Origin of the sequence: Paraburkholderia unamae (assembly GCF_003096875.1) — a bacterium.
Classification (GTDB): domain Bacteria; phylum Pseudomonadota; class Gammaproteobacteria; order Burkholderiales; family Burkholderiaceae; genus Paraburkholderia; species Paraburkholderia unamae.
Genome location: NZ_QEOB01000005.1, coordinates 434,591 through 450,523 on the forward strand (window position 1 = coordinate 434,591; position 15,933 = coordinate 450,523).

The 15,933-nt window shown below is 65.2% G+C and carries 13 protein-coding genes and 1 pseudogene; 7 read left to right on the forward strand and 7 right to left on the reverse strand.

Annotated elements, in window-relative coordinates; genetic code table 11:
* Together C7402_RS13695 and C7402_RS13700 are read left to right on the forward strand one after the other, a co-directional pair.
* On the forward strand, positions 1-3,165 hold the full coding sequence (locus C7402_RS13695) for an efflux RND transporter permease subunit (protein WP_116611044.1): 3,165 nt from the start codon (positions 1-3) through the stop codon (positions 3,163-3,165).
* Positions 3,166-3,168: 3 nt separating this feature from the next.
* A complete protein-coding gene (locus C7402_RS13700) occupies positions 3,169-4,611 on the forward strand; it encodes an efflux transporter outer membrane subunit (protein WP_181565786.1) in 1,443 nt (480 codons plus the stop codon).
* A gap of 112 nt (positions 4,612-4,723) precedes the next feature.
* On the opposite strand, the gene C7402_RS13705 is transcribed toward C7402_RS13700, so the two are convergent.
* The 4 genes from C7402_RS13705 to C7402_RS13720 form a co-directional block, all read right to left on the reverse strand.
* Positions 4,724-4,948: a hypothetical protein gene (locus C7402_RS13705; protein WP_112177012.1), complete on the reverse strand. Its 225-nt coding sequence runs from the start codon at positions 4,946-4,948 to the stop codon at positions 4,724-4,726.
* Between the two features lie 178 nt (positions 4,949-5,126).
* A complete protein-coding gene (locus tag C7402_RS13710; RefSeq protein WP_112177011.1) occupies positions 5,127-5,492 on the reverse strand; it encodes a hypothetical protein in 366 nt (121 codons plus the stop codon).
* Positions 5,493-5,785: 293 nt separating this feature from the next.
* Positions 5,786-6,367 carry an ankyrin repeat domain-containing protein gene (locus tag C7402_RS13715; protein ID WP_116611045.1) on the reverse strand — a complete coding sequence of 194 codons (582 nt, stop codon included), beginning with the start codon at positions 6,365-6,367 and terminating at the stop codon, positions 5,786-5,788.
* 169 nt (positions 6,368-6,536) lie between these two features.
* Entirely contained in the window at positions 6,537-7,928 is a 1,392-nt protein-coding gene (locus C7402_RS13720; RefSeq protein WP_112177009.1) for a short-chain fatty acid transporter, read from the reverse strand.
* 502 nt (positions 7,929-8,430) lie between these two features.
* Here C7402_RS13720 and C7402_RS13725 point away from each other — a divergent pair.
* Positions 8,431-9,087, forward strand: coding sequence for a peroxiredoxin (locus tag C7402_RS13725; protein WP_112177008.1), 657 nt, complete (start codon positions 8,431-8,433; stop codon positions 9,085-9,087).
* Between the two features lie 110 nt (positions 9,088-9,197).
* Here the strand turns inward: C7402_RS13725 and C7402_RS13730 are convergent, their stop codons facing one another.
* Genes C7402_RS13730 through C7402_RS13740 form a run of 3 tightly spaced genes read right to left on the reverse strand, consistent with a single transcriptional unit; the run spans position 9,198 to position 11,927 of the window.
* Positions 9,198-10,061: an ABC transporter permease gene (locus C7402_RS13730; protein ID WP_112177007.1), complete on the reverse strand. Its 864-nt coding sequence runs from the start codon at positions 10,059-10,061 to the stop codon at positions 9,198-9,200.
* A 14-nt stretch (positions 10,062-10,075) separates the two neighbouring features.
* The gene (locus tag C7402_RS13735; protein ID WP_112177006.1) at positions 10,076-10,870 is read right to left on the reverse strand and encodes an ABC transporter ATP-binding protein; all 795 of its coding nucleotides are present in this window, start codon (positions 10,868-10,870) and stop codon (positions 10,076-10,078) included.
* 37 nt (positions 10,871-10,907) lie between these two features.
* The gene (locus C7402_RS13740) at positions 10,908-11,927 is read right to left on the reverse strand and encodes an ABC transporter substrate-binding protein (RefSeq protein WP_116611046.1); all 1,020 of its coding nucleotides are present in this window, start codon (positions 11,925-11,927) and stop codon (positions 10,908-10,910) included.
* A 212-nt stretch (positions 11,928-12,139) separates the two neighbouring features.
* On the opposite strand from C7402_RS13740, the gene C7402_RS13745 reads away from it, so the two are divergent.
* The 4 genes and pseudogenes from C7402_RS13745 to C7402_RS13760 form a co-directional block, all read left to right on the forward strand.
* Positions 12,140-12,817, forward strand: a complete 678-nt coding sequence (locus tag C7402_RS13745; RefSeq protein ID WP_112177004.1) for a response regulator — start codon at positions 12,140-12,142, stop codon at positions 12,815-12,817.
* A gap of 18 nt (positions 12,818-12,835) precedes the next feature.
* Positions 12,836-14,251, forward strand: coding sequence for a sensor histidine kinase (locus C7402_RS13750; RefSeq protein WP_116611047.1), 1,416 nt, complete (start codon positions 12,836-12,838; stop codon positions 14,249-14,251).
* Positions 14,252-14,632: 381 nt separating this feature from the next.
* Entirely contained in the window at positions 14,633-15,346 is a 714-nt protein-coding gene (gene hutC / locus C7402_RS13755; protein ID WP_224039368.1) for a histidine utilization repressor, read from the forward strand.
* A gap of 393 nt (positions 15,347-15,739) precedes the next feature.
* Positions 15,740-15,933, forward strand: a pseudogene (locus tag C7402_RS13760) (urocanate hydratase); the annotation flags it as partial.

The following is a 15,933-nucleotide window of genomic DNA, read 5'->3' on the forward strand; positions in this document are numbered from 1 at the left end:
ATGAAGTTCTCCCACTTCTTCATTGACCGGCCGATTTTCGCGTCGGTGGTCTCGATCGTGCTCGTCGTCGCGGGTCTCGTGGCGATGTTCAACCTGCCGATCGCCCAGTTCCCGGACATCGCGCCGCCTACCATCACGGTGAGTGGCACGTATCCGGGCGCGAGCGCCGATATCGTCGCGCAGAACGTGGCCGCACCGATCGAACAGCAGGTCAACGGCGCGGACAACATGATGTACATGAACTCGTCGAGCTCCTCGACGGGCAATATGACGCTCACGGTGTACTTCAATATCGGCACCGATCCGTCGCTCGCCCAGGTGGACGTGCAAAACCGCGTGAACCTCGCGCTGCCGTTCCTGCCCGATGCGGTGACGGCGCAAGGCGTGTCGGTGCAGAAGCGCTCGTCGGCGTTCATGATGGTGATCGCGATCTATTCGCCCGATAACTCCTACGATGCGGCCTACGTGGCGAACTACGCGAACGTCTACGTGCTCGACGCGCTCAAGCGCATTCCGGGCGCGAACCAGGCGTCGATCTTCGGTTCTGCCGACTATGCGATGCGCGTGTGGCTCAAGCCCGACCGCATGGCGAAGCTCGGCATTACCGTGTCCGACGTGCAGAACGCGATCGCGCAGCAGAACCAGCAGTTCTCGGCGGGCCGACTGGGTCAGGCGCCCACCAACGCGCCGGTCAACCAGACCTTCCCGGTGGCCACGAAAGGGCGTCTCACGGAGCCGTCCGAATTCGACAACATCATCCTGAAGGCGGCGTCGGGCGATGCGGCGATCGTGCGCATCAAGGACATCGGGCATGCGGAGCTGGGCTCGAAAGACTACACGCTGCGCGGCCGCTACAACGGCAAGACGGCCACACTGCTCGCCGTGTACCAGCAGCCGGGCGCGAACGCGCTGCAAGTGGCCAAGCAGGTGCGTCAGACCCTTGAGCAGTTGAACAAGAGCTTTCCGCCGGGCCTCAAGTATGAAGTCGCGCTCGATACGACCGAGTTCGTGCACGAGTCGATCAACGAGGTGGTCCATACGCTGCGCGACGCGGTGATTCTCGTGATCATCGTGGTGTACATCTTCCTCCAGAGCTTCCGGGCGACGCTCGTGCCGCTGCTCGCGGTGCCGGTGTCGATCATCGGCGCGTTCATCGGCATGTCGGCGTTCGGCTTCTCGATCAACATGCTCACCTTGTTCGGCATGGTGTTAGCGATCGGTATCGTGGTGGACGACGCGATCGTGGTGATCGAAAACGTCGAGCGCAACATGAGCGAGTTCAAGCTGCCACCTAAGGAGGCGGCCAAACGCGCGATGGACGAAGTGAGCGGGCCGGTGGTGGCGATCGTGCTGGTGCTGCTCGCGGTGTTCATCCCCGTGGCGTTTCTCTCGGGCATCACGGGGCAGCTCTACAAGCAGTTCGCCGTGACGATCGCGGTCTCGGTGGTGCTCTCGGGTATCGTCGCGCTCACGCTTTCGCCCGCGCTCGCGGCCATTCTGCTCAAGCCGGGCGAGCAGAAGAAGAACCGCTTTTTCCGCTGGTTCAACGAGAAGTTCGAGAGCCTCACCAACGGTTATGGCAGTTGGGTGCAGACGGCGATACGCCGCGTGATCCTCTCCATCGGCCTGATCGTCGTGATGCTGATCGCCACGGTTGGCCTCTTCAAACATATTCCCTCGTCATTCCTGCCCGTGGAGGATCAGGGCTATCTGTTCGGCGCGGTCGTGCTGCCGGACGCGGCGAGTCTGGACCGCACCGGCGACCTCTCGAAGAAAGCTGAGGACTGGTTCGCGAAACAGCCCGCCGTGAGTTCGGTGGCGGCGCCGATCGGCTACAGCCTGATCGACTCGCAGTACAAGTCGAACGCGGGCACGCTGTTCGTGACGCTCAAGGGCTTCAAGGATCGCGGCGAGAACGGCACCGCGCAGGACTTGATCCGGGACGCCACCAAGGCATTTTCCCAGTTCAAGGACGGCGTGGTCGTGCCGCTCAATCCACCATCCATTCCGGGTCTCGGCACGACGGGCGGCTTCGAGTTCTGGTTGCAAAGCACCGGCGACGGCACTTATCAGCAACTCGAAGACAAGGTTCGCCAGGTCGTTGCGAAGGCGCGGCAGAACCCGGCGCTGCGCGGCGTGAATTCGACCATCAACACGAGTTCGCGTCAGTTGCTCGTGGAAGTGGACCGCGAGCGCGCGGAAACACTCGGCGTTCCGGTTCAGGACATCTATTCGGCACTCCAGACGATGTTCGGGTCCTTGTACGTGAGCCAGTTCCCGAAGGGCAGCCGTCTCTTCCAGGTGATCATCCAGGCGGAGCCGCAATACCGCTTGAGCCCGGACGATATCCAGCAGATCTACGTGCGCAACCGCAGCGGCGACATGGTGCCGATCAAGGCCGTGACGACCTCGCGCTTCGTGCCGGGGCCTGACATCGTGAACCGCTTCAACAACTTCCCGGCGGCGAAGATCACCGGCGACGCGGCACCGGGCCACAGCTCGGGCGAAGCCATCGCGGCGATGGAGGACATTTCGAAGGAAGTGCTGGGCGAAGGCTACAGCTACGAATGGAGCGGCCAGGCGTACGAAGAGAAGAAGGCCGGCTCGACGGCGGCGCTCGTGTTCGGCTTTGCACTGCTGATGGTGTTCCTCATTCTCGCGGCGCAGTACGAGAAGTGGTCGCTGCCGATTGGCGTGCTGCTGGCCGTGCCGTTCGCGATTTTCGGGGCGCTGGTGGGCATCTTGTTGCGGGGCATGGAAAACGACGTGTATTTCCAGATCGGCTTGACCGTGCTGATCGCGCTCGCGGCGAAGAACGCCATTCTGATCTTCGAGTTCGCCGTGGAGATGCGCGAGAAGGAGAACATGTCGCCGTATGAAGCGGCGCTGCATGCGGCGAAGCTGCGTCTGCGGCCGATTATCATGACGTCTCTCGCGTTCATTCTGGGCTGCGTGCCGCTTGCGATCGCCAGCGGCGCTTCCGCCGCGAGCCGGCGCTCGCTCGGCACCGGGGTGATCGCGGGCATGCTCGGCGCCACCGTGATCGCGTTGTTCTTTATCCCGATGTTCTTCTGGGGACTCGAAACGCTTTCGTCGCGCAAGAAGCCGGCCGCCACGCCGGATGCCAGCACGCCGCCCGCGGCGCCGCCTTCTCAGGAGGGCTAAGCGATGAAAAACTGTCTGCATTGCAGCACGCTGCGCCCGCTCGCGCTGATCGCCGCCACGGCCTTCCTTGGCGCCTGCGCGGTCGGCCCCGACTATCATCGCCCGGCGGTCGAGACGCCTTCGTCGTTCCGCTACGCCTCGCCGCAAGCCGAGGCGGTGGACACCTCGCTCGACTGGTGGACGCAGTTCAACGACCCGGTGCTCAACGACCTCGTTGCCAAGGCGCTCGCGCAGAACAAGGATCTCGCCATCGCGGCCGCGCGCGTCGAAGAGTTCTACGGGCGTTACGTCGTCACGCGCGCGGGCCTGTTCCCGCAGGTCTCGGCGAATTTCGGCGCGTCGCGCAGCCGGGGCGCCATCGCGCCGGGTTATCCGCCATCGGTCGGCAACCAGGTGCAACTCAACGGCGCGGTGTCCTGGGAGCTCGATCTGTTCGGCCATCTGCGGCGCCTCACGGAAGCCGCGCGCGCCGATTATCTGGCCACGCAGTCCGCGCAGCAGGCCACGCGCATCGCCATCATTGCGAACGTGGCGACGTCCTATCTGCAACTGCGCGACTTCGACAACCAGCTCCTCATCGCGCAGGCCACGCTCGAAAGCCGCAAGGGCGCGCTCGATCTCTTCAACGAGCGTTATGCAGGCGGCGTCGTGTCGAGACTCCAGGTGAGCCAGGCGCAATCCGAGTACGAATCGGCGCAGACTTCCGTGTTTTCGATCCAGCAGCAAATCGCGACGCAGGAAGACGCAATCTCGCTGCTGCTGGGGCAGAATCCGGGGCCGATTCCGCGCGGCAAGTCGATCACGGAACTGACCGCGCCCGCCATCCCGGCCGGTCTGCCCTCGACTTTGCTGGAGCGCCGCCCCGATATTCTGCAAGCCGAACAAACGCTCATCTCGGCCAATGCGTCGATCGGCGCGGCGCGGGCGCTGTATTTCCCGCAGATCTCGCTCACGGGCCTGTTCGGCGCGGCGAGCACGGCGCTCTCCGGGTTGTGGACCGGTCCCGCGCGCGTCTGGTCGTTCGCGGGCGCGATCACGCAGCCGATTTTCCAGGGCGGCGCGATCGCGGGCGGCGTCCATCAGGCGGAGGCGGTGCAGCAGGAAGCCCTCTTCAGCTACGAGCAGACGATCCAGCAGGCCTTCGCCGATGTCGAAAACGCGCTCGTGGGCGTGGCGCGCACACGCGATCAACTGGACTCGACGACGCGCCAGGTGGGGGCGCTCACCGAATATTCATCGGTGGCGCGCGACCTCTACGAGGGCGGCTATACGAGCTACCTGGAAGTGCTCGACGCCGAGCGCAGTCTCTTCAACGCGCAATTGCAGCAGTCGTCGCTCCAGGACCAGGAGCTGGCGCAGATCGTGAACCTCTACAAGGCGCTGGGTTACGGCTGGACGCCGGCGCCGCCGCCCGCGGCGGACAACGCGAAGCCGCCGCAGTCTTGACGACGCGGCGGCCTCGTTGCGAGGTGGAGTGGCGGCGGGCGAGCCTGGCGCGTGCGCGCCGGTTCGCTTCATGGCAATGGCAGGGAAACTTCGGGGCAACTTAGAGGCAACCTCAGGGTGTATCGGAGAGCAGCCAGCGCAGCGATTGCGGCGCCGGTTTCGTGGCTTTCGCGGTTTGCACACCTTTTTGATTGCTCTTCGCGACTTTCTGCATCTGCATGGGCCGGGCGGCATTGAGGGCGGTTGCATGGCCACCGGCTTGCGCCAGCGCGACGGGGCTCGCCGACGCGAACGCAAGCAGCGCGGCGGCGAACGTCAGGGCGTGGTAACGAGTCATCGTAACTCTCCCGCATGGACGAGCGGCCGGCAAAGCGCCAGCGCTGCAAGCGGAAGTATGTTCGGATGAAACGCGCGCCGCATCCATCAAGTGATGGAGAAACGTGCGCCGGTTCAAAGCGGCGCGCGCGCTATTCACGAATGCAATCGAACGCGACCGACGGCGACCGGTTGCGTGATTAGTCGGCGGGGCGACGGTCGGCGAGCGCTCGTTCGCAGTCCTTGAGCACTTGCAGGACGAGCTTGGCCTGGTAGTTCAGGTCGTCGGTGTCGAGAATCTCTTCCACCGCGTCGCGCGCCCACACGGCGTCGACGAACCACGCGTGCTGCTGCGCGATGTCCTGCGCCATGGCCGCGAGCCGCGCGATCGCAAGCCAGTCGGCCTCGCGCGCGTGACGGTCCAGCCACTTGTGCGCGGCCTGCACGTGAAAGGCCGCGTTGGGCCAGGACTCGTTCAGATAGTAGGCTCCGAGGCTCCCGCAGGTGAGCCAGCAAAGCATTTCCACGCGATCGCGCGGACTCAGATGGTGGCGTACATCACTCATGGCGACGCTCGCGAAAGTAACAGAGTTCGATTGACGGGTGCTCGCAGGCTTCGAATCCGATGACAAAACGATATCACGCCTTGCGGAAAACCGCCTGCCCCGCAGCGGCGTTGCACGCACAAGTCATACCTGCATGAATAGAGTCGCCTGGCGGCGCGTCGTATGCAAACCAGGAGTGACACCAGGAAGGCGCCCGTTGTTATGCGCTTTGCGGAAACGAGGGCGCGGATCGCGCCCTGTTCGGGTGGGCGTTCGCGGGGGCGTGCGAAGGGGCGTGTGAAGGGGCGTGTGAACTACGCGCCTTTGCCGCCAGCGAGTTGGGCGAGGCGGTCGGCCGTGTCGGCCGCGCCCATGGCGTGGGCCACGTCGAGTGCGCTGTTGCCCGAGGCGTCGCGCGCCGCGGCGTTCGCGCCTCGCGCGAGCAGCAGTTCCACGATGTCGCCGCGATTGAACATGGCGGCGACCATCAGCGCCGTGCGGCCGTCGGGCGAGGCGCCTTCCACATCGGCGCCGTTTTCGAGCAGGGCGGCGACCACCTCGGCGTAGCCCTTGAACGCCGCGCCCGCGAGCGGCGTCTGGCCGTTGTCGTTGCGCAGGTTGGGGTCCGCGCCGCGCTGCACGAGCGCGCGCACGGCGGCGGCGTGGCCGTGATAGCTCGCGAGCATCACGAGGCTGTCGCCTTTTTCGTTGCGCAGGTTGGGCGGCAGGCCCTGGTCGATGAGCGTGGCGAGCGTGGCCGCTTCGCCGCGGCGCGCGGTGTCGAACACCTGGCGCGCGAATTCGACGAGGCGCGGATCGACGTCGTCGCCGCCGCTTCCGGACGATGCGGAAAACGACGAAGAAGAGGATGAGGAAGGCGGCGCGCTGGCGGTCATGGCAGTCTCCGGATTGGAATCGCACACAGAATCGGGGCGGCGTGCCGCCGTCGAGGCCCGCTCATTGTCGCCGATCTTCGTGAATCGCGAGCTTAGTGCGCTGTTGCGTGCCGGGCAAAAAAAAGCGCTGCCTGAGCAGCGCCTTTCCCGATCGCGAATGTGCGGACGCTCAGGGCACGAGCCAGAGCGCGACGGCGTAGATCACGAGCGAAACGGCGAACGTGACGGCCGTATAACCCATTACGCGTTGAATGCGGATGCCCGCGATCGCGACGATCGGCACGGCCCAGAACGGTTGCAGCATGTTCGAGACGTTCTCGGCCATCGCCACGCCCATGGCGGTGCGCGGCACGGAGGCGTGCAGGCTCAGCGCGGCGGGCAGCACGAACGGCCCCTGCACGGCCCAGTGGCCGCCCGCGCTCGGCACCAGCAGCGTGATGATGAGCGAGCTCAGATAGCTCCAGATCGGCAGCGAGAGCGGCGTGGCGATCGTCACGAAGGCCTTGGCGATCATCGAGGCGAGGCCGGTGCCCTTCATCATGCCCATGATGCCGCCGTACACGGGGTACTGGAGCAGCATGGAGCCGGTCTGGCGCGCGGCGCGGCGAATGGCGTTCGCGTAGGCGATGGGCGTGCGCTGGAGCGCGAGGCCGATCAGCAGGAAGATCAGGATCGTCGTGTTGATGTCGAGATCGAAACCCTTTTCGCTCCATTCCATCGCGAGGTAGCCCGCGCCGAGCACGATCAGCAACAGCGTGCCGAGCATCGATTGTTCGAGGCGCGAGGCGAACGAGGGCGAGCCGTCGCCGATGCGCGCGTGCGGGTCGTCGCCGGCGCCGGCGTCGCTGGCTTCGGCTTCGGCCGCCTGGCTGAAGGCCGCCACGTGCTCCGGCTTCGGATGCATGCGGATGAAGATGAACGTCATCACGACCACCACGAGCACGGTGGGGATAAAGACGAACGGCGCGAACACGGTCTGGCTGAGCGGGATCACGTGGCCGGTGGCTTTTTCCACGAGATTGAGCGCATTGCCGGGCGAAGCCTGCGAGAGGGCGATGGAGCTGGAGAGCCCGCTATTGCAGATCGACCACGCCGAATAGCTGCCCGCCACGAGCCATGCGAAATCCACGTTCACGCGCCGCGCGATTTCGCGCGAGAGCAGCGCGCCCACGATCAGGCCCAGGCCCCAGTTCAGCCACGCGGCGACGGCAACCACGGGAAACACCAGCAGCGCGGCGCGCGCCGGCGTTTGCGCCTTGGCCGCGAGCGCGCGCAGCACGCGCTGGATCACGGGCGCCTCGGCAATGGCGTAGCCGGTGGCGAGGATCAGGATCATTTGCAGCGCGAAGCCGAGAATGCCGAAGGTGCCCTCGTACCAGGAACTGAGCACCGTGGGGATGTTGCCGTGCGGCGCGATCAGCAGCGCGAGCACCGCAACGAAGAAGGTGAGGCAGATGGACAGGACGAAGGGGTCGGGCATGACCCGTTCGAACACATACACGAGGGCGCCGACGACGCCCTGGCGGGAGTCGTGCGCTTGATTCTGGAGGTCTCTTTTCATGCTCTTTCAGCGTGTTCGTAGCGTGCGGCTACGGGCTGGCCGGAGCGGACAGGAGGCGTGGCTTGCGAATGCGCCCGGCGTCGCGCGGCTGGCGGGCAGCTCGAGCAGGGCACGGGAAGGCAGGTGCGGCGCTCCTCCATGTGCGAGAGGCGGTGCCGCCCCGGCGCAGCGGGTTCATATCACGCCCTCGCGCGCAGCTTGCGTGCTCGGACGGCCAGCCCGTTCTCATTATTCTCGTGTTCTATACACGAACACGGTTTCGTTTATCGAACGACGCATTATTCGCTTCATGCTCCGTGGATGTCAAGGATGCAATAGCGCGGCGATGCCGGCCTTTTCGCAGAAAATAAGGGTGGTATGTATGATATTTGTAATTTTTATGAAATCAGAAAGAAATACCGAAAGCTTCACGCGAACTACCTAAAATGCAAAAGCGAGTCGCACTTTTCGCACGCACGCAGACCCTCTCGATCTGTAAATCACTGCATTCAGGAGACTGAAGATGACGATTCGAATTGGAGAAGAGGCACCCGATTTCACCGCGGAGACCACCGAAGGCAAGATCAACTTCCACGAATGGATTGGCGACCACTGGGCCATTCTGTTTTCGCACCCGAAAGACTTCACGCCCGTCTGCACGACGGAACTCGGCTATATGGCGAAGCTCAAGCCGGAATTCGACAAGCGCAACACGAAGATCATCGGCCTGAGCATCGACCCGGTGGACGATCATGCGAGGTGGGCGAAGGACATCGAGGAAACGCAGGGTAGCGCTGTCAACTATCCGATGATTGGGGACAAGGACCTGAACGTCGCCAAGCTCTACGACATGATTCACCCGAACGCGAGCGGCGCGAGCCCGCGCACGGCGGTCGACAACGCCACGATACGTGCGGTGTTCCTCATCGGGCCGGACAAGAAGGTGAAGGCGATGTTCGTCTACCCGATGAGTTCGGGCCGTAACTTCGACGAGGTGCTGCGCCTGCTCGATTCGTTGCAACTCACCGCGAAGCACACGGTGGCGACGCCGGTGAACTGGAAGCCGGGCGACGACGTCATTATCCCGACTTCGGTTTCCGACGAGGCGGCGAAGCAGAAGTATCCGCAGGGCTTCAAGACGCTCAAGCCGTATCTGCGCACGGTCGAGCAGCCGAAGTAAATTCTGGCGCGCCAGGCAAAAAAAACGCGGCGCACTGGCAGTGCGCCGCGGATCACGGACCAGGCAAGCTCTCGCGTCTCACGCGGTCCGGACAGGGGAAGCCGGCTGAATCAGTTCGAAGGCGTGGGCCGCCACTTGAGCAGACGATGCTCGAGCGCCGTGAGCAGATAGTCGGCGGCGAGCGCGACCACGGCCAGCACGATCATCGCGGCGAATACGCCGCTCGCGTTGAACGCGCCTTGCGCCGTCGAGATCAAGAGTCCGATGCCTTGCTTCGAGCCGAGGAATTCGCCCACCACGGCGCCGACCAGCGCGAAGCCGAAGCTCACGTGCAGGCTTGCGAGAATCCACGAAAGCGCCGAGGGAATCACGACCGAAGTGGTCACCTGGCGGCGCGACGCGCCGAGAATCTGCGCATTGGCGATCATGTAGCGGTCGGCTTCGCGCACGCCCTGGAACGCATTGGCGAACACCACGAAGAACACCATCACCACGGCGAGCGCCACTTTCGACGCCATGCCGAGACCCAGCGCGATCACGAACACCGAGCCGAGCACCACGCGCGGAATCGAGTTGGCGATCTTGATGTAGAGGCTGAACACGTCGGAGAGCAGCTTGTTGCGGCCGAGCACGATGCCGCAGAACACGCCGGCCACCGAACCGATGATGAAGCCGAGGCCGGTTTCCTCCAGCGTGACCCACACCTGCGTGAGCAGCGGCCCTTGCGAGGTGCCGTTCACGAACCAGTCGATGATCTGGTCGAAGATGGCCGTGGGCATCGAGAAGAAGAACGGGTCGATCCATTTGAGGCGCGCGGCGAGTTCCCAGCCGCCGAGCACGACGACGAGCACGAGAATGCGCAGCGCGATGACGAGCAGATTGCGCTGACGAATGCGCTTTTGCGCGGCGCGCTCGACGGCGTCGAGCGAGGCGGTATCGAGGCCTTGCGGCAAGGTTTGTTGCGGGGTGGACATATTCAACTCCGGTGTCAGGCGATCTGCACTTCTTCGCGCAGGTCGTGCCAGATCTGGCGCGACAGTTCGACGAAGTGCGGTGCATAGCGGATTTCGGACGTCACGCGCGGGCGCGGCAGATCGATCTCGTAGACCTTCTTGAGCGTGGCCGGGCGCGCGGTGAGGACGAACACGCGGTCGGCGAGCGCAATGGCTTCTTCGAGATCGTGCGTGACGAACACGACCGACCCGGTGCCGCCCCACAGTTGCAGCAACTCGTCCTGCATGAGCGTGCGCGTTTGCATGTCGAGCGCCGAGAACGGCTCGTCCATCAACAGGATTTCGGGCTTGTTGATGAAGGTCTGCGCGAGCGCCACGCGCTTGCGCATGCCGCCCGAAAGCTGATGCGGATAATGCTTGCCGAAGTTGGCGAGGCCCACGCGGCGCAGCCATTCGTTGGCTTCGTCGTAGGCCGCCGACTTCGAGCGGCCGCGATAGAGCGGACCGGCCGCCACGTTGTCGAGAACCGAACGCCACGGGAACACGGCATCGGCCTGGAACACGAAGCCGATGCGCGGGTCGATGCCGTTCACGGGCGCGCCCATCACACGCACTTCGCCCGTGGTGGGTTTGAGCAGGCCCGTGATCATGCTGAGCGTGGTGGATTTGCCGCAGCCCGTGGGCCCGACGATTGCGACGAACTCGCCGCGCGCGACCGACATGCTGAAGTCGCGCAGGGCGACGGTCGCCTTGCCGTCGGGCGAGATGAAGCGGCACGAAACGTTGCGCAGCTCGATGGCCGGCGTGCCTTGGGTGTAGGAGGAAGTCATGGTCTCGTTGGGCTGAACGTGGGGCCGATCCAGATGCTTACTTCGACGCTGTGGCGGTCGCGGCCGGCAAGTAGTCGTTCGAGTACGTCTTGGCGAGGTCGATGTGCTTGCCCTTCACCGAAGGATTGAACGCCGAGAGCACCTTGAGCACCGTATCCGGGCCGTCCGCGGGCATGCGGCCGTCCTTCGTGAACATCGGCAGCGAGGACTTCAGCGCGGCCACGTAGAGATCCTTGTTGTTGCCGTAGTAGTCCTTCGGCATCTTCGCGGCGATTTCCTCGGCGCTATGCGTGGCGATGAAATTGAGCGTGCGCGAGAACGCGTGCGCCAGTTTCGTCGCATCGTCCTTGTGCGACTGCGCCCAGGCGCGCTGCACGTAGAAGCTCGAAGCGGGGTAGGTGCCGCCGAGCGCCGCGCGCGTGCCTTCGAGCGTGCGCATGTCCACGAGCACCTTGGCGTCGCCGGTTTGCAGCAGGCGCGAGACGGTCGGCTCCGTGGTCATGCCCGCGTCGATGCGGTTCTGCTTGATCGCCGCGATAAAGGTGTTGTCCGCGCCCACGGGCAGCAGCGTGTACTGGTTCGAAGGCACGCCCGCGCGCTGCGCGAGGTATTGCGTGAGGAAGCTCGTGGAGGAGCCGAGGCCCGTCACGCCGAGCGTCTTGCCCTTCACGTCGGCCATGCTCTTCACCGTGGCCGCCGTCGCGTTCGACACCATTTCCACTTCGCCCGGCACCTGGCCGAACACCACGAGCGTCTGGATTTCCTTGCCCTTGCTCTGAAGGTCGATGGTGTGATCGTAGAAGCCCACCACGCCTTGCACCGCGCCCGCGAGCAGCTCGTTCTCCGCGTCCACGCCGGCCGGCTGCGACTGGATTTCGACGTCGAGGCCTTCGTCCTTGAAGTAGCCGAGCTGTTCGGTCAGTTTGGCGGGGAGATAGATGATCTTGGTGGCGCCGCCAACCATGATCGTGATCTTTTCCGCGTGAGCGGCCGTGGAACCGGCGGCAAGGGCGAACGCGACACTCGATACAGCGGCGATCTGGCGCAGGGTAGGCATGGTGGAGTCTCCTGAAGGTGGTGCGCCGTGCATGCGGGCGCTTTTTGGTGAATGGAGCCGATTATAAAAACCGTAAGCCTTCTGCCAGCCTTCTAACACCTTGCAAAATCGTCCGTGTTAACCCGCAGGGCGGCGTCACGTTTGCGACGGCACAATCGACTCCCCGAAACCTTCGCCCCATACTGGCCGCACACCGGCCCCGCGCACCGCCCATGAAGTTGCTGCTGATCGAAGACAATCCCACGCTCGCGCACTGGCTCGTCAAGACGCTGGAGGAGCAGGCGTTCGCCTTCGACGCCGTGCAGGACGGCGAGGCCGCCGACCAGTTGCTGCAAGCCAGTCGTTACGACGTTGTGCTGCTCGACCTCAATCTGCCGAAGCTCTCGGGCAAGAACGTGCTGCGCCGGCTGCGCCAGCGCGGCGACGCGACGCCCGTGATGGTGCTCACGGCGAGCGGCTCGATCGACGAGAAGGTGGAACTGCTCGGCGCGGGCGCCGACGACTATCTCGTCAAGCCCTTCGAGGTGCGCGAACTGGTGGCGCGCATCAAGGTGCTGATCCGGCGGCAGACTCCCGCGCGCGCGAACGAAATCGGTTGCGGCGACCTCGTGTTCGATCTGAACACGCGCCAGTTCGCGCTCAAGGGCGCGCCGCTGAACGTGACGCCGCGCGAGCGCACGGTGCTCGAAACGCTGGCGCTGCGCCTCGGGCAGACGGTTTCGAAGGCCGCGCTCGTCGATGCGATCTTCACGCTCGCCGACGAACCGAGCGAGGACGCCATCGAGATCTACGTCTCGCGGCTGCGCAAGAAGCTGGAGGGCAGTTCGGCCGTGATCGTCACGTTGCGCGGCCTGGGTTATCTTTTGCGCCGCAAGGACGAAACGCTATGACGACGAGCGCGTGCCGCCATGACGGGTAGCCTGCGGATTCGCCTGCTGTGGTGGATGCTCGTGCCGCTCGCGCTCTATGTGAGCTTCACGGCGACCTCCGAGTATCGCGCTGCGCGCCATACCGCCGATCTCGTGCAGGACGGGCTGCTGCTGTCGTCCGCGCGCATGATCGCCGGTTCCGTGCAATGGGCCGACGGCGCGTTGCGCGCCGACGTGCCGCCCGCGGCGCTCGAACTCTTCGCCTCGCCGCAACAGGACCAGGTGTTCTACAACGTGCGCGTGGAGGGTGGCTCGCTGCTCGCAGGCATGCCCGATTTCCCGCATGTGGGCTCGCCGCCCGCCGTCGATGCGCCCGTGTGGTATGACGCCGCGCTGCGCGACCAGGCCGTGCGCGTCGGGAGCGTGGTGCGCTCCATGTACGACAACGGCCGCGTATGGCGCGTGCGCGTGTCGGTGGGCAAGACCGAGCGCTCGCGCGACGCGATGGCCACGGCGCTGTGGCGCCCGCAACTGCTGCGCCAGATCGGCATGGTCATGCTCGCGGTGGCGCTGGCGTGCATCGGCCTGACGTTCGAGCTGCGTCCGCTCATGAAGCTCAAGAACGACGTGGCCGACCGCGATCCTTCGCACCTCGAACCCGTTCGCGCCGAAGGGCTGCACGCCGAACTGCGGCCCGTGGTGGAGGCCATCAATCAATGCATTGCGCGGCTCTCGGCGCAGGCGGCGGCGCAGCGCCGCTTTATCGCGGATGCCGCGCACCAGCTACGCACGCCGCTCACGCTGCTCGGCACGCAACTCCAGTACGCGCGCCAGCAAAAGGCCGTCGATCCCCTGCTCGACGAAGTGCTGGCGGCCATGCATGTGAGCAACCGCTCGATGGTCGCGCTCACGAACCAGTTGCTGCTGCTCGCGCAGGCCGAAGCGCTCGACCCGGCGCGCGTGCCGGCCGCGCCCATCGATATGGCGCAACTCGCGCGCGAAGTGGTCGAGGCGCTCGCGCTGCTCGCGCAGACGCGCGGCATCGATCTCGGTGCGGAACTGCCGGAGGAGCAGGGCGTGGCGGTCGTGGCGGGGCATCGCGAACTGCTGCGCGCGATGGTCAGCAACCTCGTGGACAACGCGCTGCGCTATACGCCGGCCGGCGGCCACGTGACGGTGTCGGTGCGGGCGAGCGACGAGGCGGTCACGCTCGAAGTGCTCGACAACGGCCGCGGCATTCCCGCGGAAACGCGCGCGCGCGTGTTCGAGCCGTTTTTCCGCGCTGCCGTCGACACCGAAGGCACGGGCCTGGGCCTCGCGATCGTGCGCGAGATCGCGCAGTCGCATCGCGGCGTGGTGAGCCTGAGCCCCGGCGCGGATGGGCGGGGCGTGCGCGCGTGCGTGGCGCTCGCGCGCTGGCAAGGCGCGCTTGCCGAGGCCGCGGCCCTGGCGTGAGCGCCCCGGTGTGGGCTTCGGTGCGACGCGCCTATCCGCGTTGCTTCACGCCGACCTGTGCCTTTCCCGCGGTATAGCCTTGCGATTCCGCTTCGATGCCCACGAGTCCGAACCCGTTCGTGCGCTTGGCCGCCTGAAAGCGGTGTGCTCGCGTGCATGACGGCGAGGTCGCGCGCGCCGCCGTTTTCGAGGCTCACGCGCGAGCCTTGTGCGTTCGCCGCATCGGGGCGGACTCGGCCTGTGACGGGTGACCTGCGCAAGGCCCCGGTCCGGACGCGCTTTAAGGGGCGGTACAATGTGGGCCGCCGCCAAGGCGGACGGCCGCGCGGCGCCAGGCGGGCGTCGCTTCGGCAACTTCCCGTTCATTCGAAGATCGAGACCATGCAAAAGAAGACGGTCCGCAGTGCCCCGATGCCGGCCTATGAGCAGATCAAGCGCCACGTGCTCGCGCAGATCGAAAGCGGCGCCTTGCGGCCCGGCGACGTGGTGCCGTCCGAAACGGAGCTGGTGAAGGAGTTCGGCGTGGCGCGCATGACCGTGTCGCGCGCGCTGCGCGAACTGATGGCCGAAGGCGTGCTCAACCGCGTGCGCGGCTCGGGCACCTACGTGGCGCCGCGTCAATACGAATCCACCGTGCTGCAAATCCGCAATATCGCCGACGAAATCGCGGCGCGCGGCCATCGCCACTCGGCGCGCGTGCTGGCGCTGGAGGCGAGCGACGATCCGAACGCGATTGCCGCGCTGGAGCTGGGCACGGGCCCGGTGTTTCACTCGCGTATCGTGCATAGCGAAGAAGGCGAGCCGATCCAGTACGAAGACCGCTATGTGAACCCCGAGGTGTTTCCGGAGTATCTCGCGCAGGATTTCACGGCCGAAACGCCCAATCACTACATGGTGCGACTCGCGCCGATCCAGCGCGCGGAGTTCCGCATCTACGCCCAAAAGCCCGACGCCCGGGTGCGGCAATATCTGGAGATGGAGATCGGCGAGCCGTGCCTGCTGTTGCTGCGGCGCACGTGGGTGGGGCGTCATGTGGCGACGTCGGTGCGCCTGTGGCATCCGGCTTCGCGGTTTCACCTGGCGGGCACGGTTTGACGGCGCGCGCGCCGCTCGTTGCCTCGATCCACGTTTTGCCTCCTGCCTCTGGCGGGCGTTTCGCCGCGTAGCGCGAAACGTTTCGTTTCCCTTCCCCGATTCCCCCGTCCCTTGAGCCCGCGCGCACGTGCGCGCGGTTCGTCACGCCTTTGCTCGATTGGCGCTTTCTTGTCTAGTCAAGATTTCGTGCGTCATGTTCCCAAACGCATCGCGTTAGCCGGGAAAATCCCCGAAATTCGTCCAGGGTAACTACTAACCCTGCTTTGGTCGAAACGAGTTGTATATACAACTTGGCGGCGTTAGACTTAGCCCACGTTGCAGCGCTCATCGCCTCAGGGGCAATACGCGGGTGCGAGCGCCGTCCTTTAAGCCATTCCGACTCGAACGAACGCCATGAACCACCCGAACTTCACCGATCCCCGCCTCGACCCGACCCGCACGATCCGCGCGCCGCGCGGTCCGGAGAAAGTCTGCAAGACCTGGCTCGCGGAGGCCGCCTACCGGATGATCCAGAATAATCTGGACCCCGAAGTGGCCGAGCACCCGCATGCGCTCGTGGTGTACGGCGGCATTGGCCGCGCCGCGCG

Excerpts from the sequence above, each read along its gene's own strand:
- C7402_RS13695 (WP_116611044.1), top strand. The coding sequence starts at position 1 with ATGAAGTTCTCCCACTTCTTCATTGACCGGCCGATTTTCGCGTCGGTG.
- C7402_RS13700 (WP_181565786.1), top strand. The coding sequence starts at position 3,169 with ATGAAAAACTGTCTGCATTGCAGCACGCTGCGCCCGCTCGCGCTGATC.
- C7402_RS13705 (WP_112177012.1), bottom strand. The coding sequence starts at position 4,948 with ATGACTCGTTACCACGCCCTGACGTTCGCCGCCGCGCTGCTTGCGTTC.
- C7402_RS13710 (WP_112177011.1), bottom strand. The coding sequence starts at position 5,492 with ATGAGTGATGTACGCCACCATCTGAGTCCGCGCGATCGCGTGGAAATG.
- C7402_RS13715 (WP_116611045.1), bottom strand. The coding sequence starts at position 6,367 with ATGACCGCCAGCGCGCCGCCTTCCTCATCCTCTTCTTCGTCGTTTTCC.
- C7402_RS13720 (WP_112177009.1), bottom strand. The coding sequence starts at position 7,928 with ATGAAAAGAGACCTCCAGAATCAAGCGCACGACTCCCGCCAGGGCGTC.
- C7402_RS13725 (WP_112177008.1), top strand. The coding sequence starts at position 8,431 with ATGACGATTCGAATTGGAGAAGAGGCACCCGATTTCACCGCGGAGACC.
- C7402_RS13730 (WP_112177007.1), bottom strand. The coding sequence starts at position 10,061 with ATGTCCACCCCGCAACAAACCTTGCCGCAAGGCCTCGATACCGCCTCG.
- C7402_RS13735 (WP_112177006.1), bottom strand. The coding sequence starts at position 10,870 with ATGACTTCCTCCTACACCCAAGGCACGCCGGCCATCGAGCTGCGCAAC.
- C7402_RS13740 (WP_116611046.1), bottom strand. The coding sequence starts at position 11,927 with ATGCCTACCCTGCGCCAGATCGCCGCTGTATCGAGTGTCGCGTTCGCC.
- C7402_RS13745 (WP_112177004.1), top strand. The coding sequence starts at position 12,140 with ATGAAGTTGCTGCTGATCGAAGACAATCCCACGCTCGCGCACTGGCTC.
- C7402_RS13750 (WP_116611047.1), top strand. The coding sequence starts at position 12,836 with ATGACGGGTAGCCTGCGGATTCGCCTGCTGTGGTGGATGCTCGTGCCG.
- hutC (WP_224039368.1), top strand. The coding sequence starts at position 14,633 with ATGCAAAAGAAGACGGTCCGCAGTGCCCCGATGCCGGCCTATGAGCAG.